At 70.1% G+C, this 20,728-nt stretch carries 17 protein-coding genes; all 17 read left to right on the top strand.

The window, feature by feature from the left end; genetic code table 11:
• Window positions 1-59 precede the first annotated feature (59 nt).
• The 17 genes from hslV to ftsZ all read left to right on the top strand — a co-directional run bounded on the left by hslV (window position 60) and on the right by ftsZ (window position 20,599).
• Entirely contained in the window at window positions 60-605 is a 546-nt protein-coding gene (gene hslV / locus ABWV53_RS13425) for an ATP-dependent protease subunit HslV (RefSeq protein ID WP_353366590.1), read from the top strand.
• A gap of 124 nt (window positions 606-729) precedes the next feature.
• Window positions 730-2,073, top strand: coding sequence for an ATP-dependent protease ATPase subunit HslU (hslU, locus tag ABWV53_RS13420; protein ID WP_353366589.1), 1,344 nt, complete (start codon window positions 730-732; stop codon window positions 2,071-2,073).
• Window positions 2,074-2,335: 262 nt separating this feature from the next.
• The gene (gene mraZ, locus ABWV53_RS13415) at window positions 2,336-2,764 is read left to right on the top strand and encodes a division/cell wall cluster transcriptional repressor MraZ (RefSeq protein ID WP_353366588.1); all 429 of its coding nucleotides are present in this window, start codon (window positions 2,336-2,338) and stop codon (window positions 2,762-2,764) included.
• 8 nt (window positions 2,765-2,772) lie between these two features.
• Window positions 2,773-3,702: a 16S rRNA (cytosine(1402)-N(4))-methyltransferase RsmH gene (rsmH, locus tag ABWV53_RS13410; protein ID WP_353366587.1), complete on the top strand. Its 930-nt coding sequence runs from the start codon at window positions 2,773-2,775 to the stop codon at window positions 3,700-3,702.
• Window positions 3,703-3,751: 49 nt separating this feature from the next.
• Entirely contained in the window at window positions 3,752-4,090 is a 339-nt protein-coding gene (ftsL, locus tag ABWV53_RS13405; protein WP_353366586.1) for a cell division protein FtsL, read from the top strand.
• Window positions 4,087-5,835 carry a peptidoglycan D,D-transpeptidase FtsI family protein gene (locus ABWV53_RS13400; protein ID WP_353366585.1) on the top strand — a complete coding sequence of 583 codons (1,749 nt, stop codon included), beginning with the start codon at window positions 4,087-4,089 and terminating at the stop codon, window positions 5,833-5,835. Before ftsL ends, ABWV53_RS13400 begins: the two co-directional genes overlap by 4 nt.
• A complete protein-coding gene (locus ABWV53_RS13395) occupies window positions 5,832-7,337 on the top strand; it encodes a UDP-N-acetylmuramoyl-L-alanyl-D-glutamate--2,6-diaminopimelate ligase (RefSeq protein ID WP_353366584.1) in 1,506 nt (501 codons plus the stop codon). The genes ABWV53_RS13400 and ABWV53_RS13395 overlap by 4 nt, the downstream gene beginning before the upstream one ends.
• The gene (locus tag ABWV53_RS13390) at window positions 7,334-8,794 is read left to right on the top strand and encodes a UDP-N-acetylmuramoyl-tripeptide--D-alanyl-D-alanine ligase (protein WP_353366583.1); all 1,461 of its coding nucleotides are present in this window, start codon (window positions 7,334-7,336) and stop codon (window positions 8,792-8,794) included. The genes ABWV53_RS13395 and ABWV53_RS13390 overlap by 4 nt, the downstream gene beginning before the upstream one ends.
• The gene (gene mraY / locus ABWV53_RS13385) at window positions 8,788-9,969 is read left to right on the top strand and encodes a phospho-N-acetylmuramoyl-pentapeptide-transferase (protein ID WP_353366582.1); all 1,182 of its coding nucleotides are present in this window, start codon (window positions 8,788-8,790) and stop codon (window positions 9,967-9,969) included. The genes ABWV53_RS13390 and mraY overlap by 7 nt, the downstream gene beginning before the upstream one ends.
• Complete coding sequence (locus ABWV53_RS13380) at window positions 9,966-11,963, top strand: Mur ligase family protein (RefSeq protein WP_353366581.1); 1,998 nt, start codon at window positions 9,966-9,968, stop codon at window positions 11,961-11,963. The genes mraY and ABWV53_RS13380 overlap by 4 nt, the downstream gene beginning before the upstream one ends.
• The gene (gene ftsW, locus ABWV53_RS13375; protein ID WP_353366580.1) at window positions 11,960-13,252 is read left to right on the top strand and encodes a putative lipid II flippase FtsW; all 1,293 of its coding nucleotides are present in this window, start codon (window positions 11,960-11,962) and stop codon (window positions 13,250-13,252) included. The genes ABWV53_RS13380 and ftsW overlap by 4 nt, the downstream gene beginning before the upstream one ends.
• Window positions 13,253-13,497: 245 nt before the next feature.
• On the top strand, window positions 13,498-14,556 hold the full coding sequence (gene murG, locus ABWV53_RS13370) for an undecaprenyldiphospho-muramoylpentapeptide beta-N-acetylglucosaminyltransferase (RefSeq protein ID WP_353366579.1): 1,059 nt from the start codon (window positions 13,498-13,500) through the stop codon (window positions 14,554-14,556).
• A 76-nt stretch (window positions 14,557-14,632) separates the two neighbouring features.
• The gene (gene murC / locus ABWV53_RS13365; protein ID WP_353366578.1) at window positions 14,633-16,066 is read left to right on the top strand and encodes a UDP-N-acetylmuramate--L-alanine ligase; all 1,434 of its coding nucleotides are present in this window, start codon (window positions 14,633-14,635) and stop codon (window positions 16,064-16,066) included.
• Window positions 16,067-16,068: 2 nt separating this feature from the next.
• A complete protein-coding gene (locus tag ABWV53_RS13360) occupies window positions 16,069-17,064 on the top strand; it encodes a D-alanine--D-alanine ligase (protein ID WP_353366577.1) in 996 nt (331 codons plus the stop codon).
• Window positions 17,061-17,939, top strand: a complete 879-nt coding sequence (locus tag ABWV53_RS13355) for a cell division protein FtsQ/DivIB (RefSeq protein ID WP_353366576.1) — start codon at window positions 17,061-17,063, stop codon at window positions 17,937-17,939. The genes ABWV53_RS13360 and ABWV53_RS13355 overlap by 4 nt, the downstream gene beginning before the upstream one ends.
• Window positions 17,940-17,954: 15 nt before the next feature.
• Window positions 17,955-19,184: a cell division protein FtsA gene (ftsA, locus tag ABWV53_RS13350; protein WP_056660180.1), complete on the top strand. Its 1,230-nt coding sequence runs from the start codon at window positions 17,955-17,957 to the stop codon at window positions 19,182-19,184.
• 185 nt (window positions 19,185-19,369) lie between these two features.
• Entirely contained in the window at window positions 19,370-20,599 is a 1,230-nt protein-coding gene (ftsZ, locus tag ABWV53_RS13345) for a cell division protein FtsZ (protein ID WP_353366575.1), read from the top strand.
• Window positions 20,600-20,728: the final 129 nt, after the last annotated feature.

Here is a 20,728-nt window from a genome sequence, read left to right as displayed (position 1 = left end):
GCGTCGCCCCTCGCCCGGCGTGCTTGCAAAACGGCGCCATGCCCCGATCTGCGGGCGCTATGGAACAGTTTCACGGCACCACCATCCTCAGCGTCCGCCGCCAGACGGCGGACGGCATCCAGGTCGCCATCGGCGGCGACGGCCAGGTCACCCTGGGCAACATCGTGGTCAAGGGCACGGCGCGCAAGGTGCGCAAGCTCCACCACGGCAAGGTGCTGGCGGGCTTTGCCGGCGCCACGGCCGATGCCTTCACGCTGTTCGAGCGCTTCGAGGCCAAGCTGGAAAAGCACCAGGGCCACCTGACCCGCGCCGCCATCGAGCTGACCAAGGACTGGCGCACCGACCGCGTGCTGCGCCGGCTGGAGGCCATGCTGGCGGTGGCCGACGCCAGCGCCTCGCTCATCATCACCGGCAACGGCGACGTGCTGGAGCCCGAGCAGGGCATCGTGGCGATCGGCTCGGGCGGCGCCTACGCGCATTCGGCCGCCAAGGCGCTGCTGAGCCATACCGAGCTGTCGGCTGAAGAAGTGGTGCGCAAGTCGCTGGCGATCGCCGGCGAGCTGTGCATCTACACCAACATGAACCACACCATCGAGACGCTGTGACCGGCTCCGGCCCGGCCGCCGCGCCGCTCCCACGTCGTTTGCTATTGATTTGATAGCTTCCGGCGCTTGATGCACAAGCGCTGGCGGCCTGTTTGGCATTGAATTCGAAGAAGGCAGGCATCGCATGTCCTCCATGACCCCCCAGGAAATCGTCTCCGAGCTCGACCACCACATCGTAGGGCAGCAGGGCGCCAAGCGCGCCGTGGCCATCGCACTGCGCAACCGCTGGCGCCGCCAGCAGGTCGAAGGCAGCCTGCGCCAGGAGATCACGCCCAAGAACATCCTCATGATCGGCCCCACCGGCGTGGGCAAGACCGAGATCGCCCGCCGTCTGGCGCGCCTGGCCGACGCGCCCTTCATCAAGGTCGAGGCGACCAAGTTCACCGAGGTGGGCTATGTCGGCAAGGACGTCGATTCGATCATCCGCGACTTGGTGGAGATAGCCGTCAAGCAGACGCGCGAGGCCGACATGAAGGGCCTGCGCGCCCGGGCGGAGGACGCGGCGGAGGACCGCATCCTCGACGTGCTGGTGCCACCGGCGCGCAACGCGCTGGCCGAGCCCGCCCGCGCAGGCGACGCGCCGCCGGCCGACAACACGGCCCGCCAGGTCTTCCGCAAGAAGCTGCGCCAGGGCGAGCTGGACGACAAGGAGATCGACATCGAGGTGGCCGACGCCCGGCCGCAGCTGGAGATCATGGGCCCGCAGGGCATGGAGGACATGGCCGAGCAGCTGCGCGGCATGTTCAGCCAGATGGGCCAGGAGCGCCGCAAGACGCGCCGCCTCAAGATCGGCGAGGCGCTCAAGCAGCTGACCGACGAGGAGGCCGCCAAGCTGGTCAACGAGGAAGACGTGAAGGCCCGGGCGCTGCAGAACGCCGAGCAGAACGGCATCGTCTTCATCGACGAGATCGACAAGGTCGCCACCCGGCAGGAGGCCAGCGGCTCCGACGTGTCGCGCCAGGGCGTGCAGCGCGACCTGCTGCCGCTGGTGGAGGGCACCACCGTGTCCACCAAGTACGGCATGGTCAAGACCGACCACATGCTGTTCATCGCCTCGGGCGCCTTCCATCTCAGCAAGCCCAGCGACCTGATTCCCGAGCTGCAGGGGCGTTTCCCGATCCGGGTGGAGCTGGAATCGCTCTCGGTGCAGGACTTCGAAGCCATCCTGACCCAGACGCATGCATCGCTGGTCAAGCAGTACCAGGCCCTGCTGGCGACCGAAGGGGTGACGCTCGAGTTCACGCCCGAAGGCATCACGCGCCTGGCGCGCATCGCCTTCGAGGTGAACGAACGCACCGAGAACATCGGCGCGCGCCGGCTCTCCACCGTCATGGAGCGGCTGCTGGACGAGGTCAGCTTCGACGCGGCCCGCCTGTCGGGCACCACGGTGAGCGTGGACGCCGCCTACGTGGACCAGCGGCTGCAGACCCTGAGCCAGGACGAAGACCTGTCCCGATACATTTTGTAATCGGCGGTCCGGGCCGCCCCGCGGCTTCAGATTTCACATGCACACCACTCCCTAAGTGCTTGCAAGATAAGGAATTTTGCCGGTTTCCAATCTCAGGAATATCGGCTAAGTCCTTGATTTCATTGCAAAATTTTGTAGCACCCGGCCGGGTTCGCAGCGCGTTTGCTGATACAGTGGGAAAAAGTGCAATTAAGTGGTGAGAAGTGCCTTTTGAGTTCCATTCCGGGCTCAAGCGGTCGCCACCCATCTGGGGTTCCAAACCGTGTTTCAAGGGGCGTCATCGCTGAGTCTCGATGCCAAGGGGCGGCTGTCCGTGCCGACCCGGCATCGTGACGTCCTCTCGGCCACGGCCGGCGGGCAGCTCACCATCACCAAGCACCCGCACGGCTGCCTGATGGTGTTCCCGCGCCCCGAATGGGAGAAGTTCCGCGAGCGCATCGCCGAACTGCCCATGTCCGCCCAGTGGTGGAAGCGCATCTTCCTGGGCAACGCGCAGGACGTGGACATGGACGGCACCGGCCGGGTGCTGGTCTCGCCCGAGCTGCGCCAGGCCGCCGGCATCACCCGCGACACCATGCTCCTGGGCATGGGCAACCATTTCGAGCTCTGGGACAAGGCGACCTACGAAGCCAAGGAGGCCGAAGCCATGCAGGCGGCCATGCCCGACGTCTTTCAGGATTTCTCTTTCTAGGGCTGCCGGTGGATTCCTCCTTGCAACACACCACCGTTCTGCTGCCGGAGGCGGTCGATGCCCTGCTGGGCGCGGCCGGCCCGTCGCCGTCCGGCACGTTCGTGGACGGCACCTTCGGGCGCGGCGGGCATTCGCGCCGCATCCTGCTGCGGTTGGGGCCAGAGGGGCGGCTCATCGCGTTCGACAAAGACCCTGAAGCCATCCAAGAGGCAGCGCGCATCACCGATGCGCGTTTTGCCATTCGTCATGAAGGTTTCCGGAACCTGTCCGAGCTGCCCGCGGGCAGCGCCGCGGGCGTGCTGCTGGATCTGGGCGTGAGCTCGCCGCAGATCGACAGCCCCGAGCGCGGCTTCAGTTTCCGGTTCGACGGCCCGCTCGACATGCGCATGGACACCACCCGTGGCCAGAGCGTGGCCGAGTGGCTGGCCGAGGCCGAAGTCGGCCAGATTGCGGAGGTGATACGTGAATACGGCGAAGAGCGGTTTGCTGGCCCCATTGCAAAGGCGATTGTTGCGCGTCGGGAAGAACGCGGCCCACTCGCCACCACCGCAGAGCTGGCCGACCTCGTGGCTGGCGCGGTCAAGACCCGCGAAGCCGGCCAGAACCCGGCGACGCGCACTTTCCAGGCTCTTCGGATTTTCATCAACGCCGAGTTGGAAGAGCTGCAACAGGCGCTAGAGGCCTCCTTGCGCCTGCTGGCGCCCGGCGGGCGGCTGGTGGTGATCAGCTTCCATTCGCTGGAGGACCGCATCGTCAAGCAGTTCATCGCCCAGCATTCCAAGGAGGTGTACGACCGGCGCGCGCCCTTCGCGCCGCCGCAGGCCATGCGGCTCGTCGCGCTCGATCGCATCAAGCCCGGTGCCGCCGAAGTGGCGGCCAACCCCCGCTCGCGCAGCGCCGTGATGCGCGTGGCCGAGCGCACCGGGGTGCCGGCATGAGCGCGGTGCGCTGCAGCCGCCGCCGTGCGGCAGAGAAAGTGGGCCGGCCATGACGCGGCTCAACCTCATGCTGCTGCTGGCCGTGATGGCGAGCGCCATGTACCTGGTGCGCACGCAGTACGAATCGCGGCGCCTCTTCACCGAGCTCGACCGCGCGGTGGCCGAGTCGCGCCGCCTGGAGACCGAGCACCAGCGCCTGCAGGTGGAAAAGCGCGCCCAGGCCACGCCGCTGCGCGTGGAACGGCTTGCCCGCGACCGCCTGCAGATGCGCACGGCCACGCCCGCCATCACGCAGTACGTGACCGACAACGGCGACATCGTGCCGCCCGTGGCACCGCCGCCACCGCCCGCCGCGCCGGCGGCCCATCCGTCCGGGAAGCGCCCATGAGCACCCGCAGCGTCAACTACACCTCCAGCCCCCTGCTGGCCGCGCGCACGCCGCTCTGGCGCAGCAAGTTCGTGGTGGCCCTCGTCGCCCTGGGCTTCCTGGGGCTGATCGGCCGGGCGGCCTACGTGCAGGTGATCGGCAACGCCTTCTTCCAGCGGCAGGGCGAGGTGCGCTTCGCCCGCACGCTGGAGCTGCCGGCCAACCGGGGCCGCATCCTCGACCGCAACGGGCTGATTCTCGCCTCCAGCGTGCCGGCCGCCAGCATCTGGGCCATTCCGGAGGACGTGGACCAGGAGAGCCCCGACGTGCAGGCCAAGCTGCGCCAGCTGGCCAAGCTGCTCGAAATGCCGCTGCCCGCGCTCAAGTCCAAGCTGGCGGACGAAGACAAGACCTTCGTCTGGATCAAGCGCCAGCTCGACTGGGACGTCGGCCAGCAGATCGCCGCGCTCGACATCAAGGGCATCTACCAGCGCAAGGAATACAAGCGCCAGTACCCCGAGGGCGAGTCCGCTGCGCACGTGGTGGGCTTCACCAACGTCGAAGACCAGGGCCAGGAAGGCATGGAGCTGGCCTTCAACAAGGAGCTGGGCGGCAAGCCTGGTTCCCGCCGCGTCATCAAGGACCGCATGGGCCGCGTGGTCGAGGGCGTGGGCGCCGAAGTGCCGCCGGTGGACGGGCAGGACATGCAGCTGTCCATCGACAGCAAGGTGCAGTTCTTTGCGTACCAGAAGCTGCGCGACCAGGTGGCGGCGCACAAGGCCAAGGCCGGCAGCGTGGTGGTGATCGACGCGCACACGGGCGAATTGCTGGCGCTGGCCAACTACCCCAGCTACGTGCCCGACAAGCGGCAGAACCTGACCGGCGAGCAACTGCGCAACCGCGCGCTCACCGACGTGTTCGAGCCCGGCTCGACCATGAAACCCTTCACCATCGGTCTGGCGCTCAACACGGGCCGCGTGAAGCCGGAGACCATCGTCGACACCAACCCGGGCCGCATCAACGTCACCGGCTCCACCATCTCGGACACGCACAACTACGGCGTGCTGACGGTGGAAGGCGTGATCCAGAAATCCAGCAACGTCGGCACCACCAAGATCGCCATGACGCTGCCGGCCAAGGAGATGTGGGAGACCTTCTCCGCCGCCGGCTTCGGACAGAAGCCGCAGATCCACTTCCCGGGCGTGGTCAGCGGCCGGCTGCGGCCCTACAAGACCTGGCGGCCGGTGGAGCAGGCCACCATGTCGTACGGCTACGGCCTCTCGGCCAGCCTGCTGCAGATGGCCCGCTCCTATACGGTGTTCGCCAACGGCGGCAAGATCATTCCGGCCACCATGCTCAAGTCGCACGAGCCGGCGGTGGGCGTGCCGGTGTTTTCCGAGCGCACGGCCGACCAGATCCGCAAGATGCTGCAGATGGCGGCCGGCCCCGGCGGCACCGGCCAGAAGGCGCAGACCGTGGGCTATTCGGTGGGCGGCAAGTCCGGCACGGCGCGCAAGCAGGTCGGCAAGCACTACGCGCAGGGCAAGTACCGCGCCTGGTTCACGGGCCTGGCGCCGGTCGAGAACCCCCGCATCATCGTGGCCGTGATGATCGACGAGCCCAGCAACGGCGTGTTCTACGGCGGCGCCGTGGCCGCGCCGGTGTTCAGCGAGGTCGTCCAGCAGACGCTGCGCATGATGGGCGTGCAGCCCGACATGGCCGTCAAGCCGCAGATCGTGGCCAACACGGTGGAGGAATCGCTATGACCAGCCTGTCGCTCACCTCCGCGCAGGACGCCGTGCAGTGGCTGCGCCAGCGCGTGACCGGCACGCTGCAGACCGACAGCCGGCGCGTCGCGCCCAGCGACGGCTTCATCGCCTGGCCGGGCGCCGCCACCGACGGCCGCGCCCACGTGGGTGATGCGCTGGCGCGGGGTGCGGCGGCCTGCCTGGTGGAGCAGGAAGGCATCGACGCCTTCCACTTCGCCCTGCCGCAGATCGCGGCGCTGCGCGGGCTCAAGGCGGCCACCGGCACCATCGCCGCCGAATGGTTCGAGCTGCCCACGAAGCGCCTGGACGTGCTGGCCGTGACGGGCACCAATGGCAAGACCAGCACCGCCTGGTGGCTGGCCGACGCGCTGAACGTGCTGTCGGCCCGCGGCCTGGCGGCGCCGGGCGGCTGCGCCATCGTCGGCACGCTGGGCGTGGGCGTGCCGCCCGCGCTCGAATCCACCGGCATGACCACGCCCGACCCGGTGCAGCTGCAACGGGCGTTCCGCCGCTTCGCCGACGGCGGCCGGGTGGCCTGCGCCATCGAGGCATCGTCCATCGGCCTGGCCGAGCACCGCCTGGCCGGCACCCGCGTGCGGGTGGCGCTCTTCACCAATTTCACGCAGGACCACCTGGACTACCACCCCAGCATGGCGGCCTACTGGCAGGCCAAGGCGATGCTCTTCGACGCGCCCGGGCTGCAGGCAGCGGTGATCAACATCGACGACGTGCGCGGCGCAGAACTGCACGCCACGCTCTCCGAGCGCCCGCTGGACCTGTGGAGCGTCTCCATCCGCCAGCCGGCCCGGCTGCAGGCGCGGGACATCGTCCACGGCGACGCGGGCCTCTCGTTCACCGTGGCCGAGGGCGCGCAGGCGCACGTGCTGCAGACGCGGCTGATCGGCCTTTACAACGTGTCCAACGTGCTGGGCGTGCTGGCGGCCCTGCGCGCCGTCGGCGTGCCGCTGGAGCATGCCCTCTATGCCTGCGCCCAGCTCACGCCGGTGCCTGGCCGCATGGAGCAGATCAGCCGGCCCGGCCAACCCCTGGTGGCGGTGGACTACGCCCACACGCCCGACGCGCTCGACCAGGCTCTGCAGGCGCTGGCGCCGGTGGCGGCGGCCCGGGGCGGGCGCCTGTGGTGCGTGTTCGGCTGCGGCGGCAACCGCGACGCGGCCAAGCGCCCGCTGATGGGCGGCGTCGCGCAGCAACGGGCCGACCAGGTGGTCGTCACCAGTGACAACCCCCGCGGGGAGGATCCGGCCGAGATCATCCGGCAGATCCTGCTGGGGACCATCGCCGGCCTCACGGTGCGGGCCGAGCCCGATCGTGCCGCCGCCATCGCGCTGGCGCTGCACGAGGCCGGCGCGGACGACGTGGTGCTGATCGCCGGTAAGGGCCACGAGGACTACCAGGAGACGGCCGGCCAGCGCCATGCCTTCTCCGACATGGAACACGCCCGCACGGCGCTGGACCGCCGCCCGGGAGCCGCCGCATGAGCGCCGTGCCTTCGTCACCCGGCATGTTCACGCTGCGGCAGGCGCACGCCCTGCTGGCCGCCCGCGTGCCCGGCGCCCGCCTGGTGGGCGACGGCGCCACCCCGCTCGGCCGCGTGCACACCGACACGCGCACGCTCGCGGACGGCGACCTGTTCGTCGCGCTCAAGGGCGAGCGCTTCGATGCCAACGCCTTCCTGGCCGATGCCCGGGCCGCGGGTGCGGCCGCCGCCGTGGCGCACGGCGGGCTGCAGGCCGCCGGCCTGTCCGGCATCGAGGTGCCCGACACGCTGCAGGCCCTGGGCGCCCTCGCCGCCGGCTGGCGCGCGCAGTGGACGCTGCCGCTCATCGGCGTCACCGGCAGCAACGGCAAGACCACCGTCACGCAGATGACCGCCTCCGTGCTGCGTGCCTGGCAGGCTGATGCGGCCTTTGCCACGCAGGGCAACTTCAACAACGACATCGGCGTGCCGCTGATGCTGCTGCGCCTGCGCCCGTCGCACCGCGCCGCCGTCATCGAGCTGGGCATGAACCACCCCGGCGAGATCGCGCACCTCGCGGCCATGGCAGCGCCCACGGTGGCCCTGGTGAACAACGCCCAGCGCGAGCACCTGGAATTCATGCACACGGTGCAGGCCGTGGCCGAGGAGAACGGCTCGGTGCTGGCCGCCCTGTCGCGAGACGGTGTCGCCGTCTTCCCGGCCGAAGACGCCTACACCGCGCTCTGGCAGTCGCTGGCGGCGGGCCGCCGCTGCATCACCTTCGGCGGCGCCACGGGCGACGTGCGCTGCGCCGCCGCCGAGTGGGCGGGCGGCGCCTGGCAGGTGCGCATCGCCACGCCGCAGGGCACCTTCGGCACCAGCTTGCACATCGCCGGCCGCCACAACGTGACCAACGCCCTGGCCGTCACGGCCTGTGCCGTCGCCGCGGGCGTGCCGCTCGCCGCCATCGCCGAGGGGCTGCGCGCCTTCGTGCCCGTCAAGGGCCGCTCGCGCGCCTTCGCGCTGGCGCGGGCCGGGCGCACCGTGACGGTGGTGGACGACACCTACAACGCCAACCCCGACTCCATGCAGGCCGCCATCGACGTGCTGGCCGAGCTGCCCGGCCCGCGCCTGCTGGTGCTGGGCGACATGGGCGAGGTGGGCGACGACGGCCCGCGCTTTCATGCCGAGGCCGGCGACCACGCGCGCACCAGCGGCATCGGGCAGCTGTTCGCGCTGGGCGCACAAAGCGCGCACGCCGCGGCGGCCTTCGGCCCGGCGGCGCGGCATTTCGACGACATGGCATCGCTGCTGGCGGCGGTGCACGAGGCGCTGCCCGCCGTGGGCAGCGTGCTGGTGAAGGGATCCCGGTTCATGAAGATGGAACAAGTGGTGCAGGCGCTGGAAGCCGGCACGGAGCAGGCCACGGCCGGCGGCGCCCCGTCGGCGCCCGCGGCACGCGAGGTGCCAGCATGCTGATACTGCTGGCCCAATGGCTGCACGGCACGGGCAACCCCGAGCTGAGCTCGTTCCGCGTGTTCCAGTACCTCACCTTCCGCGCCGTGATGGCCGCGGTGACGGCGCTGCTGATCGGCCTGGTCGCCGGGCCCAAGGTGATCCGCATGCTGACCGCGCTCAAGATCGGCCAGCCGGTGCGCGGCTACGGCATGCAGACCCACCTGGCCAAGAGCGGCACGCCCACCATGGGCGGGGTGCTGATCCTGGGGGCGATCACGCTGTCCACTCTGCTCTGGGCCGACCTGTCGAACCGCTTCGTCTGGATCGTGCTGGCCGTGATGCTGGGTTTCGGCGCCATCGGCTGGGTGGACGACTGGCGCAAGGTGGTCAACAAGGACCCGGAAGGCATGCGCTCGCGCGAGAAGTATTTCTGGCAGTCCGTCATCGGCCTGCTGGCGGCGCTCTACCTCGTGTTCAGCATTTCCGAGAACTCCAACGCCCGCGTGTTTGAGCTGTTCGTTTCGTGGGTGCGCTCGGGCTTCTCGCTCGACCTGCCCCCGAAGGCCGGCCTGCTGGTGCCCTTCTTCAAGGAAGTGAGCTACCCGCTGGGCGTGCTGGGCTTCGTCATCCTGACCTACCTGGTCATCGTCGGCGCCAGCAACGCGGTCAACCTGACCGACGGGCTGGACGGCCTGGCCATCATGCCGGTGGTGATGGTGGGCGCCACGCTGGGCCTCTTCGCCTATGTGGGCGGCAACGTCGTGTTCTCCAAGTACCTGCTGTTCCCGCACATAGCGGGGGCGGGCGAGCTGCTGGTGTTCTGCTCGGCCATGGCCGGGGCGGGCCTGGCCTTCCTGTGGTTCAACACCCATCCGGCGCAGGTCTTCATGGGCGACGTGGGCGCGCTGGCGCTGGGCGCGGCGCTTGGCACCGTCGCCGTGATCGTGCGCCAGGAAATCGTGCTGGCCATGATGGGCGGCATCTTCGTGGTCGAGGCGCTCTCCGTGATGATGCAGGTGGCCTGGTTCAAGCTCACCAAGCGCCGCTACGGCACCGGCCGCCGCCTGCTCAAGATGGCGCCGCTGCACCACCATTTCGAGAAAAGCGGCTGGACGGAGACGCAGGTCGTTGTGCGCTTCTGGATCATCACCATGCTGCTGTGCCTGCTCAGCCTGTCCACGCTGAAACTGCGATGAACGCACCCGCCCCGCACCGCCCCGAAGCCGGCAACGACATGCTCGCCAGTGACCCCACCGGCGGGCATGCTGCCGTGAGCGCGCCTGTTCCGGACCCATCGGCCGTGCCGGGCCCCGACGCGATGGCCGAAGCGCCCGACACGAGCAGCGCCAATGAGCGTCCTGCCGAAGCCTCCCAGGGCAACGCCGCTGCGGGCATGCCGGCGGACGGCTACGTCGCTCCCGCCCTGTCGGCGGCGCAGTCGGCGGCCGAATTCGTGGCGCGCATCTTCGCCGACGTGGAAGCGCCTGCGGCCCAGGGCGCGGCAGCCGAAGCAGCGCCGGCGCCTGCAGGCGACGACGCCACCGTGGCCGACGAACCCGCGCCGCCGCCCGCCCCGCTGGGCGAAGCCCTGGCCACCTCCATGCAGGGCCGGCAGGTGCTGATCCTGGGCCTGGGCGCCTCGGGCCTGGCCATGGCGCGCTGGTGCGCGCGCTGCGGCGCGGGCGTCACCGTGGCCGACACGCGCTCGGCACCACCCCAGCTCGCCACGCTGCAGGCCGAACTGCCCCAGGTGCGCTTCGTCGCCGGCGCGTTCGACGCGGCCCTGGTGCACGGACTGGAGCAGGGCGCGGGGCTGGACGCCATCTACCGGTCGCCAGGCCTCGCTCCGGCCACGATTGCTCCTGTTTTGATAGCTGCAAGCGCCCATGGAATCGGCGCTGCGGGCGAATTGGCCTTGTATTCGCAGGCGCTGGCCCAGTTGCGGGCCTCGCACGGCTACGCGCCGGCGGTGCTGGGCGTCACCGGCACCAATGGCAAGACCACGGTCACCTCGCTCACCGGCCTGCTGGCCGATTGCGCCGGCCGCACCGTCGCCATCGCCGGCAACATCGGCCCGACGCTGCTGGACACGCTGGCCCAGCACGTCGACGCGGACACGCTGCCCGAAGTCTGGGTGCTGGAGCTCTCCAGCTTCCAGCTGGACGACGCCGCCGGCTTCGAGCCCACCGCCGCCACCGTGCTCAACATCAGCCAGGACCACCTGGACTGGCATGGCGACCTGGCGGCCTATGCCCGGGCCAAGTCGCGCATCTTCGGCCAGACCGGCCTGATGGTGCTCAACCGCGACGACCCGGCCGTGATGGACATGCTGGACGCCGCCCAGGCACCGGCACCCGCACCCGCCGCCACGGCCGATGGCTCGGCCCCGGCGAAGAAGCCCGCCAGCCGCGCCAAGGCGCCCAAGCCGGTGCCACGCCACCACGTCACCTTCGGCGGCGACCTGCCCCGGCGGCCGGGCGACTTCGGCATCGAGGTGGTGGGCGGCATGGCCTGGCTGGTGCGCGCGCAGGAGGCCGACGAAACCGCGCGCCGCCCGCGCTCCACCGCCGCCGCAGAGGACTTGTTCATCCAGCGCCTGATGCCGGCCGACGCGCTGCGCATCCGCGGCCGCCACAACGCCGTCAACGCGCTGGCCGCGCTGGCCCTGGCGCATGCCGCGGGCTGCGCGCTCGCTCCCATGCTCTACGGCCTGCGCGAATACCGGGGCGAGCCGCACCGTGTCGAGCCCATCGGCATGGTCGGCGGCATCGAATACTTCGACGACAGCAAGGGCACCAACGTGGGCGCCACCGTGGCTGCGCTGACGGGCCTGGGCGCCGACCGGCGCGTGGTCGTCATCCTGGGCGGCGACGGCAAGGGGCAGGACTTCGCCCCGCTGGCCGCGCCCGTCGCCCGGCATGCGCGCGCCGTGGTGCTGATCGGCCGCGACGGCCCGCAGATCGGCGCCGCGCTGCAGTCCGCCTGCGTGCCCGTCGAGACTGCCGCCACGCTGCCCGAGGCCGTGCGGCGCGCCACCCAGCTGGCGCACGCCGGCGACGCGGTGCTGATGTCGCCGGCCTGCGCCAGCTTCGACATGTTCACCGGCTATGAACACCGCGCCCGCGTGTTCTGCGAGGCGGTGCGCGAACTGGCGCACGAGGCCGGCCACGAACTGGAGGGCATGGCATGAACGGCAGTACGTCCACCCACGCCACGCAGCGCTCGCCCGGCCTGCTGCAGCGCCTGCGCAGCTGGGCCGGCGGCGCTCCGGCGGCCGCGGCCGACGTGCTGCCGGTGCGCGTGGGCGGCACCGAATACCGCCAGACCACCACCACCCCAGCCAGCGTGCTGGGGTTCGACCAGGCGCTGGTCTGGGTCGTCATCGCACTGCTGGCCTGGGGCCTGGTGATGGTGTATTCGGCCTCCATCGCCATGCCCGACAACCCGCGCTTCGGCAAGATCGCGCCCACGCACTTCCTGGTGCGGCACACCATGGCGCTGGTGATCGGCTTCGTCGCGGCGCTGCTCGCCTTCCAGGTGTCCATGGCCACCTGGGAGCGCATCTCGCCGTGGCTCTTCGTCGGCTCCATCGTGCTGCTGATCGCGGTGCTGGTGCCGCACGTGGGCACGGTGGTGAACGGCGCGCGCCGCTGGCTGTCGCTGGGCATCATGAACTTCCAGCCGTCCGAGCTGGCGAAGTTCGCCGTGGTCATCTACGCCTCGGGCTACATGGTGCGCAAGATGGAGGTGAAGGAGCGGTTCTTTCGCGCCGTGCTGCCCATGGGCGTGGCGGTGGCGGTGGTCGGCGCGCTGCTGCTGGCCGAACCCGACATGGGCGCCTTCATGGTGATCGCCGTGATCGCCATGGGCATCCTGTTCCTGGGCGGCGTGAACGCCCGCATGTTCTTTCTCATCGCCGCCGTGCTGGTGGGCGCCTTCGCCATGATGGTGATGCTGAGCCCCTGGCGGCGCGAGCGCATCTTCGCCTACCTCGACCCGTTCAGCGAAGAGCATGCGCTGGGCAAGGGCTACCAGCTCTCGCACTCGCTGATCGCCATCGGCCGGGGCGAGATCTTCGGCGTGGGGCTGGGCGGCAGCGTGGAAAAGCTGCACTGGCTGCCCGAGGCGCACACCGACTTCCTGCTGGCCGTGATCGGCGAGGAATTCGGCCTGGTCGGCGTCGTGGTGCTCATCATCCTCTTCCTCTGGCTCACCCGCCGCATCATGCACATCGGCCGCCAGGCCATCGCGCTGGACCGCGTCTTCAGCGGCCTGGTGGCGCAGGGCGTCGGCATGTGGATGGGCTTCCAGGCCTTCATCAACATGGGCGTGAACCTGGGCGCGCTGCCCACCAAGGGGCTGACGCTGCCGCTGATGAGCTTCGGCGGCTCGGCCATCCTGATGAACCTGGTGGCGATCGCGGTGGTGCTGCGGGTAGACTATGAAAACAAACACCTCATGCGCGGAGGCCGTGCATGAGGTGTTTGTTTCGCCAAAACACAGCACCTGCCGCGCGCCAGCGCGGCGAGGCGCGCAGCGCCGTGCGCGGAGGCCGCGCATGAGGTGTTTGTTTCGCCAAAACACAGCACCTGCCGCGCGCCAGCGCGGCGAGGCGCGCAGCGCCATGCGCGGAGGCCGCGCATGAGGTGTTTGTTTCGCCAAAACACAGCACCTGCCGCGCGCCAGCGCGGCGAGGCGCGCAGCGCCATGCGGGGAGGCCGCGCATGAAGACCGCCCTCGTCATGGCCGGCGGTACCGGCGGCCACATCTTCCCCGGCCTGGCCGTGGCCGAGGAACTGCGCGCACGCGGTTGGCGCGTGCACTGGCTGGGCACACCCGGCAGCATGGAATCGCGCCTGGTGCCGCCGCGCGGCTTCGCGTTCGAGCCCATCGATTTTTCCGGCGTGCGCGGCAAGGGGCCGGTCACGCTGGCACTGTTGCCGATGCGCCTGCTGCGCGCCTTCTGGCAGTCGCTGGCGGTATTGCGCCGGGTGCGCCCCGACGTGGTGATCGGCCTGGGTGGCTACGTCACCTTCCCGGGCGGGATGATGGCCACGCTGCTGGGCAAGCCGCTGGTGCTGCACGAGCAGAACTCGGTCGCGGGCCTGGTCAACAAGGTGCTGGCCGGTGTGGCCGACCGGGTGTTCACCGCCTTTCCGGGCGTCTGGGCCAAGGCTCGCTGGGTGGGCAACCCGCTGCGCGAGCCCTTCCTGCGCCAGCCCGACCCGGCCACCCGCTTTGCCGGCCGCAGCGGCCCGCTGAAGGTGCTGGTGGTGGGCGGCAGCCTGGGCGCCAAGGCGCTCAACGACATAGTGCCCCGCGCCGTCGGGCTCATCCCCGCCGACCGGCGCCCCCAGGTCACGCACCAGAGCGGCGCCGCGCAGATCGACGCGTTGCGCGCCAACTACGAAGCCGCCGGCGTGCAGGCCACGCTCACGCCCTTCATCGACGACACGGCCACGGCCTTCGCCGAGGCCGACCTGGTCATCTGCCGCGCCGGCGCCAGCACGGTGACCGAGATCGCCGCCGTGGGCGCCGCCGCGTTGTTCGTGCCGTTCCCGCATGCGGTGGACGATCACCAGACCACCAATGCCCGGTTCCTGGTGCAGGCGGGCGGTGGCTGGCTGGTGCAGCAGCGCGATCTCACGCCCGAGGGCTTGGCAGAGATGCTACAAAATACAGAGCGCCCTGCGCTGATGCAGCGGGCGCTGGAAGCCAAAAAGATGCAAAAGACAGAAGCCACCCACGCGGTGGTCTCGGCGTGCGAGGAGCTCACCGCATGAAGCACGCCATCCGCCACATCCATTTCGTCGTGAATAAAAAACACGCCGACGAACCGTGCCGTGCGAGGGTCGCGCCATGAAGCACGCCATTCGCCACATCCATTTCGTCGGCCTGGGCGGCGCCGGCATGTGCGGCATCGCCGAGGTGCTGTTCAACCTGGGGTACGAGATCTCCGGCTCCGACCTGTCCGACAGCCCCACGCTGCGCCGGCTGGCGGGGCTGGGCATCCGCACGCACGTGGGCCACGCGGCCGCGCACATCGACGGGGCCGACGCGGTCGTCACTTCCACCGCCGTACAGGAGGGAAACCCCGAGGTGCTGGCCGCGCGCGAGAAGAAGATTCCGGTCGTGCCCCGTGCGCTGATGCTGGCCGAGCTGATGCGCTTGAAGCGCGGCATCGCCATCGCCGGCGCGCACGGCAAGACCACCACCACCAGCCTGGTGACCAGCGTGCTGGCCGAGGCCGGGCTGGACCCGACCTTCGTCATCGGCGGCCGCCTGAACAGCGCCGGTGCCAACGCCAAGCTGGGGCAGGGCGACTACATCGTGGTGGAGGCGGACGAGTCCGACGCCTCGTTCCTCAACCTGCTGCCCGTGATGTCGGTGGTGACGAACATCGACGCCGACCACATGGAAACCTACGGGCACGACTTCGGCCGGCTCAAGGGCGCCTTCGTCGAATTCCTGCACCGCATGCCGTTCTACGGCACGGCCATCCTCTGCATCGACAGCCCGGCCGTGCGCGACATCGTGCCGCAGGTCACCTGCCCGATCACCAGCTACGGCTTCAGCGAGGACGCGCAGGTGCGCGCCGTGCAGGTGCGTGCCGTGGGCGCGCAGATGCATTTCCGCGTGCAGCGGCGCAACGGCGTCGTGCTGCCCGACCTGGACGTGGTGCTGAACCTGGCGGGCGAGCACAACGTGCTCAACGCGCTCGCGGCCATCGCCATCGCCGCAGAGCTGAGCATTCCGGACGAGGCGCTCCTGCGGGCGCTGGCCGGCTTTCGCGGCGTGGGCCGGCGCTTCCAGAGCCATGGCGACCTGCCGGCGAAGGACGGCGGCACCTTCACGCTCATCGAGGACTACGGCCACCACCCGGTGGAGATGACCGCCACGCTGGCCGCCGCGCGCGGCGCCTTTCCCGGCCGCCGGCTGGTGCTGGCCTTCCAGCCGCACCGCTACAGCCGCACGCGCGACTGCTTCGAGGATTTCGTCAAGGTGATCGGCAGCGCCGACGCCGCGCTGCTGACCGAGGTGTATGCCGCCGGCGAGTCGCCCATCGTCGCGGCCGACGGCCGGGCGCTGGTGCGGGCCGTGCGCGTGGCCGGCCAGGTGGAGCCGGTGTTCGTCGAGGCCGTGGCCGACCTGGCGCCGCGCATAGCCGACACCGCGCAGGGCGGCGACGTGGTGGTGTGCATGGGCGCCGGCTCGATCGGCAGCGTGCCCGCCAAGGTGGTTGGTTTGCTACAAAAAAATGAGCATAATGCGCTGCAGGAGAGGGCGTCGTGAGCATGAATGACCTGAATATCGACGTGCGTGCCCTGGGCAAGGTGGCGGTGCTGATGGGCGGCACCTCCGCCGAGCGCGAGGTGTCGCTGATGTCCGGCGGCGGCGTGCTGCAGGCGCTGCGCGCGCGCGGCGTGGACGCGCACGCCTTCGACCCCTCGCAGAGCCCGCTGGGCGAGCTCAAGCGCCACGGCTACACGCGCTGCTTCATAGCGCTGCACGGCCGCCATGGCGAGGACGGCACGGTGCAGGGCGCGCTGGAGCTGATGGGCATTCCCTACACCGGCCCGGGCGTGATGGCCTCCAGCATCGCCATGGACAAGATCATGACCAAGCGCATCTGGCGCTTCGAAGGCCTGCCCACGCCGGACTGGCGCCTCGTCTCCAGCGCGGCGGAAACGGCGCAGGCGCTGCAGGCCCTGGGCGCGCCGATGATCGTCAAGCCCTCGCGGGAAGGCTCCACCATCGGGCTGACCAAGGTCACCTCGCCCGGCCAGTGCGAACAGGCCTACCTGCTGGCCTCGCGCTACGACCCTGAGGTGCTGTGCGAGGAATTCATCGAGGGCGAGGAGACCACCTGCCCCGTGCTGGGCCAGGGCGCCGGCGCACGCGCCCTGCCGGTGATCCGCATCGTGGCGCCCGAGGGCAACTACGACTACCAGAACAAGTACTTCACCGACGTCACGCAGTACCACTGCCCGAGCGGCCTGCCCGAGGCCGAGGAGCGCGAGATCCAGCGCCTCGTGGTGGAGGCCTTCCGCACGCTGCAGTGCCGTGGCTGGGCGCGGGCCGACATCATGATCCGCGCCAGCGACCGCAAGCCCTTCCTGCTGGAGATCAACACCTCTCCCGGCATGACGGGCCACTCACTGGTGCCCATGTCGGCGCGCGCCTCCGGCATCAACTACGAAGCGCTCTGCCTGCGCATCCTGGCGAGCGCCTCGCTCGACAGCGCGCAAGGCCAGCCGGCCGGCGACGGCACCCCGCAGGACGCCCCATGAACAACGCGCTGCCCGCACCGTTCGACGTCAAGCTCATGAACTGGACCGCCTCGGCCCTGTTCGTGGGCTGCGCCGCGCTGGTGCTGGCGGCGGCCGGCTCCTGGCTGCTGCGCCTGCCGGTGTTTTCCATCGGGCGCATCGTGGTGCAGGGCGAGCTGGTGCACAACAACCCCGTCACCCTGCGCGCCAACGTCGGCCCGCACCTGGTGGGCAACTTCTTCACCGTGGACCTGCAGGCCGTGCGCGAGGCGTTCGAGCAGGTGCCCTGGGTGCGCAGCGCCATGGTGCGCCGCGAGTTCCCCAACAGCCTGCGCGTGGAGCTGCAGGAGCACCAGGCCGCCGCCGTCTGGGGCGCCGAGGGCGGCAACAAGCTGGTGGACACCCGCGGCGAGGTGTTCGAGGCCAGCAGCGAGGACCTGGAGGGCGACGATCTGCCGCGCCTGGTCGGCCCCGAGGGGCGGTCGCTGGAAGTGCTGCAGATGGAGCGCAGCCTGGCGCCGGTGCTCAAGCCCCTGGGCCCGGAGATCGACGTGCTGGAGCTGACCGGGCGCGGCGGCTGGCGGGTCACGCTGGACGGCGGCGCGGTGATCGAACTGGGAGGCGGCAACCCGGCCGACGTGGTGGCGCGGGCGCGGCGTTTCGTGCATACCGTTCCGCAGGTCGCGGCGCAGCAGGGCCGCCGCATCGATGCACTGGAGCTGGCCGATCTGCGGCACGACAACGGCTACGCGCTGCGGCTGCGCGGCGTGAGCACCATCACGGCCGAGATGGCCGCCAAGCCCCGGCCCGTCCGTGCGCCGGCGCGCTCCGGCGCAGCAGGCACGCGGCCGGCCACGACCGGCGCACCGGCAAGAACAACAGGGCAGACCCGCTGAGGGCAGGACACAGTTATGGCAAGAGAATTCAAAGACGTGGTCGTGGGGCTGGACATCGGCACCGCCAAGGTGATGGCGGTGGTGGCCGAGGTGCTGCCGGGCGGCGAACTCAAGCTCGCCGGCCTGGGCGTGGCGCCCAGCAACGGCCTCAAGCGCGGCGTGGTGGTCAACATCGACGCGACGGTGCAGAGCATCCAGCAGGCGCTCAAGGAAGCCGAGCTGATGGCCGACTGCAAGATCCAGCGTGTCTACACCGGCATCACCGGCAGCCACATCCGCGGCCTCAATTCCAGCGGCATGGTGGCCGTCAAGGACAAGGAAGTCACCCAGGCCGACGTGGCGCGCGTGGTGGAGACCGCCAAGGCCATCAACATCTCCAGCGACCAGCGGCTGCTGCTGGTCGAGCCGCAGGAATTCGTCATCGACGGGCAGGACGTGCGCGAACCCATCGGCATGAGCGGCATCCGCCTGGAGGCCAAGATCCACATCGTGACCGGCGCGCAGAGCGCGGCCGAGAACATCATCAAGTGCGTGCGCCGCTGCGGCCTGGAGGTCGAGCAGCTCATGCTGAACCCGCTCGCTTCCAGCCAGGCGGTGCTGACCGACGACGAGCGCGAGCTGGGCGTGGCGGTGGTGGACATCGGCGCCGGCACGACCGACGTGGCGATCTTCACCGGCGGCGCGATCCGCCACACCGCCGTGATCCCGATCGCCGGCGACCTGATCACCAGCGACATCGCCATGGCGCTGCGCACGCCCACCAAGGACGCGGAAGACATCAAGGTCGAGAGCGGCTACGCCAAGCAGCTGCTGGCCGACCCCGAGGCGCAGGTGGAAGTGCCGGGCCTGGGCGACCGCAGCCCCCGCATGCTCAGCAAGCAGGCGCTGGCCGGCGTGATCGAGCCGCGCGTGGAAGAAATCTTCTCGCTCGTGCAGCAGGTCATCCGCGAGTCCGGCTACGAAGAAGTGCTCTCGTCCGGCATCGTGCTCACGGGCGGCAGCGCCGTCATGCCCGGCATGGTCGAGCTGGCCGAGGACATCTTCCTCAAGCCCGTGCGCCGGGGCGTTCCGAAGTATTCCAGCGCCTTGTCCGACATGGTGGCCCAGGCCCGTGCTGCTACCGTCATGGGTTTGCTGGAAGAGGCACGCTTGGCGCGCCAGCGCGGTTTCAAGGTGGCGCAGAAGAGCGGCTCCGTGAAGACCGCCTTCGGCCGGTTCAAGGACTTCATCGTGGGGAATTTCTGACATGGCCCGCCATCCGCTTTGGATCGCCCGTGCAAGTCCCCATGCCCGCTCGCGCGAGCGATGGCGAAGCACCGGACCGCCGCCCGCGCCGCCCTCGATTTCGATTGCGACACCCGATTCAAAAACCCACCGGCGTGGCACAGGCCACCCACCACTCTTTCACGTGAATAGACCAGGAGCACCACATGTCCATCGAAATGATTGAAGCCGAAGAGTTCAACCAAGGCACGCAGATCAAGGTGATCGGCGTGGGCGGCGGCGGCGGCAATGCCGTGGAACACATGATCGCGCGCAGCGTGCAGGGCGTGGAATTCGTCTGCGCCAACACCGACGCGCAGGCCCTGACGCGCAGCTCCGCGCACCGCACCATCCAGCTGGGCCACAGCGGCCTGGGCGCCGGCAGCAAGCCCGAGAAGGCGCGTGAAGCCGCCGAGGGCGCGCAGGAAGACATCCGCCAGGCCATCGCCGGCGCGCACATGCTGTTCATCACCGCCGGCATGGGCGGCGGCACGGGCACGGGCGCCGCGCCCGTCATCGCCCGCGTGGCCAAGGAAATGGGCATCCTGACCGTCGGCGTGGTCACCAAGCCCTTCGACTGGGAAGGCGGCCGCCGCATGAAGAACGCCGACGACGGCCTGGCCGAACTCGAAGCCAACGTCGACTCGCTGATCGTCGTGCTGAACGAAAAGCTGCTCGAGGTGCTGGGCGACGACATCAGCCAGGACGAAGCCTTCGCCCACGCCAACGACGTGCTGAAGAACGCCGTCGGCGGCATCGCCGAGATCATCAACGAGTACGGCCACGTCAACGTCGACTTCGAAGACGTGCGCACCGTGATGGGCGAGCCCGGCAAGGCCATGATGGGCACGGCCACCGCCAGCGGCCCCGACCGCGCCCGCATCGCCGCCGAGCAGGCCGTCGCCTGCCCGCTGCTGGAAGGCATCGACCTGTCGGGCGCCAAGGGCGTGCTGGTGCTGGTGACGGCCGCCAAGGGCAGCCTGAAGCTGTCCGAGTCGCGCCTGGCCATGAGCACCATCAACGCCTACGCCTCGCCCGACGCGCACGTCATCTACGGCGCGGCCTACGACGACAGCCTGGGCGACGACATCCGCGTGACCGTGGTGGCCACGGGCCTGTCGCGCGCCAACGCGCGCCGCCAGCCCATCTCGGTGGTGCAGGGCGGCCTGCGCACCGGCACCGACAACATCGCCTACCAGATGCCCATGGCCGGCTCGGCCGTCGGCGTGGCCGGCGGCCTGATGGGCGGCGCGGCCCAGGCCGACTACGGCAACATGTCCGTGCCCAGCGTGTGGCGCACCAACCGCACCCAGGCCGCGGCCCGGGTGGACGCGCTGTCGTCCGGCGGCATGGACGACCTGGAGATCCCGGCCTTCCTGCGCAAGCAGGCCGACTGATTCCGTCATTCGCCGCCGCAGCCGCCGCGCCTTCCCGGGCCCGGCGGTTTTTTTTTCGGCGGGCTGCGGTGGGCATCCGGGAGGGACGTAACCTATCGTCTCCATAGGGGAGGCGATGCACCAGACAGG

Origin of the sequence: Acidovorax sp. FG27, from assembly GCF_040365715.1 — a bacterium.
GTDB lineage: Bacteria > Pseudomonadota > Gammaproteobacteria > Burkholderiales > Burkholderiaceae_C > Paracidovorax.
This window is presented reverse-complemented; position numbering and strand designations above follow the sequence as displayed.

Bases quoted from the DNA above. Each gene is read 5' to 3' on its own strand.
- ftsW (WP_353366580.1), top strand. From the start codon at position 11,960: ATGAACGGCAGTACGTCCACCCACGCCACGCAGCGCTCGCCCGGCCTG.
- ftsA (WP_056660180.1), top strand. From the start codon at position 17,955: ATGGCAAGAGAATTCAAAGACGTGGTCGTGGGGCTGGACATCGGCACC.
- murC (WP_353366578.1), top strand. From the start codon at position 14,633: ATGAAGCACGCCATTCGCCACATCCATTTCGTCGGCCTGGGCGGCGCC.
- ftsL (WP_353366586.1), top strand. From the start codon at position 3,752: ATGACGCGGCTCAACCTCATGCTGCTGCTGGCCGTGATGGCGAGCGCC.
- ABWV53_RS13355 (WP_353366576.1), top strand. From the start codon at position 17,061: ATGAACAACGCGCTGCCCGCACCGTTCGACGTCAAGCTCATGAACTGG.
- ABWV53_RS13395 (WP_353366584.1), top strand. From the start codon at position 5,832: ATGACCAGCCTGTCGCTCACCTCCGCGCAGGACGCCGTGCAGTGGCTG.
- ABWV53_RS13380 (WP_353366581.1), top strand. From the start codon at position 9,966: ATGAACGCACCCGCCCCGCACCGCCCCGAAGCCGGCAACGACATGCTC.
- murG (WP_353366579.1), top strand. From the start codon at position 13,498: ATGAAGACCGCCCTCGTCATGGCCGGCGGTACCGGCGGCCACATCTTC.
- ABWV53_RS13390 (WP_353366583.1), top strand. From the start codon at position 7,334: ATGAGCGCCGTGCCTTCGTCACCCGGCATGTTCACGCTGCGGCAGGCG.
- ABWV53_RS13360 (WP_353366577.1), top strand. From the start codon at position 16,069: ATGAATGACCTGAATATCGACGTGCGTGCCCTGGGCAAGGTGGCGGTG.
- hslV (WP_353366590.1), top strand. From the start codon at position 60: ATGGAACAGTTTCACGGCACCACCATCCTCAGCGTCCGCCGCCAGACG.
- mraY (WP_353366582.1), top strand. From the start codon at position 8,788: ATGCTGATACTGCTGGCCCAATGGCTGCACGGCACGGGCAACCCCGAG.
- ABWV53_RS13400 (WP_353366585.1), top strand. From the start codon at position 4,087: ATGAGCACCCGCAGCGTCAACTACACCTCCAGCCCCCTGCTGGCCGCG.
- hslU (WP_353366589.1), top strand. From the start codon at position 730: ATGTCCTCCATGACCCCCCAGGAAATCGTCTCCGAGCTCGACCACCAC.
- ftsZ (WP_353366575.1), top strand. From the start codon at position 19,370: ATGTCCATCGAAATGATTGAAGCCGAAGAGTTCAACCAAGGCACGCAG.